Source organism: Mesorhizobium sp. LNHC252B00 (assembly GCF_000502955.1).
In the GTDB taxonomy this organism is placed as follows: Bacteria; Pseudomonadota; Alphaproteobacteria; order Rhizobiales; family Rhizobiaceae; genus Mesorhizobium.
In genome coordinates, this window is sequence record NZ_AYWO01000097.1 from 1 (window position 1) to 705 (window position 705).

A 705-nucleotide genomic window follows, 5' to 3' on the forward strand; every position below is an offset into this window, starting at 1 on the left:
TGCGCCAATCCGTTGCGCTGCGCCAGCAGCTGATCGCATGGCACGCTGTCATATTGCAGCGATGACTCGACGTTGGCGTCCTGCCGCTCGGACGCTGAATTGCCCACGCAGCCGGCTGCCGCCAGGCAAGAGGCCAATATCATCATGTTCCAGCGCATCCGATATGCTCCTCCTGATATCCCGCCCTGATGCGACCAGATCGCAAATATCAGTCGCGCACGCAAATCGGACTTTTTCGCAGCAGCAGGATGATGGTCATGCACGCTTCAAGCTGCGTGAGCCTTGCGTGCCACAACGGCCAGCCCTTTGACAGGCTCACTGCGATCCTGCCGGATGGTCGTTGGCTCCAGCGCCAGGATCGAAAGCCCGTTGGCCCCGAGGGTCCGCCTGATATAGGGTTCCGAACGGGCGTAGCGTCGGGAAGGCTGCAGCGCGANCAAACAGGCCACCCTCGGCGAGCAGGCAGGCGACCGTCCCGATCAGGCCTTCCAGCGCGCCGATGTAGATCAGCACGTCGGCTGATGTCACCAGATCGGCCTTGTCGCCTGAATGGGAAAAATCCTGCAAATCCGCTTTCGTCAGCGCGTCGTAGATGCCCTTTGCCCGCGCCTTCTTCAGCATCCTTGCCGAGATGTCGATTCCCACCAGCCGGTCGACGATCGGCCTCAGCTTCTCGCCCATCAGTCCGGTGCCGCAACCCAGGTC

At 61.8% G+C, this 705-nt stretch carries 2 pseudogenes; both read right to left on the minus strand.

Going from position 1 to position 705, the window contains the following annotated elements:
• Nucleotides 1–209, minus strand: a pseudogene (locus X744_RS1000000176360) (hypothetical protein); the annotation flags it as partial.
• Between the two features lie 57 nt (nucleotides 210–266).
• Nucleotides 267–705, minus strand: a pseudogene (locus X744_RS00190) (methyltransferase domain-containing protein); the annotation flags it as partial.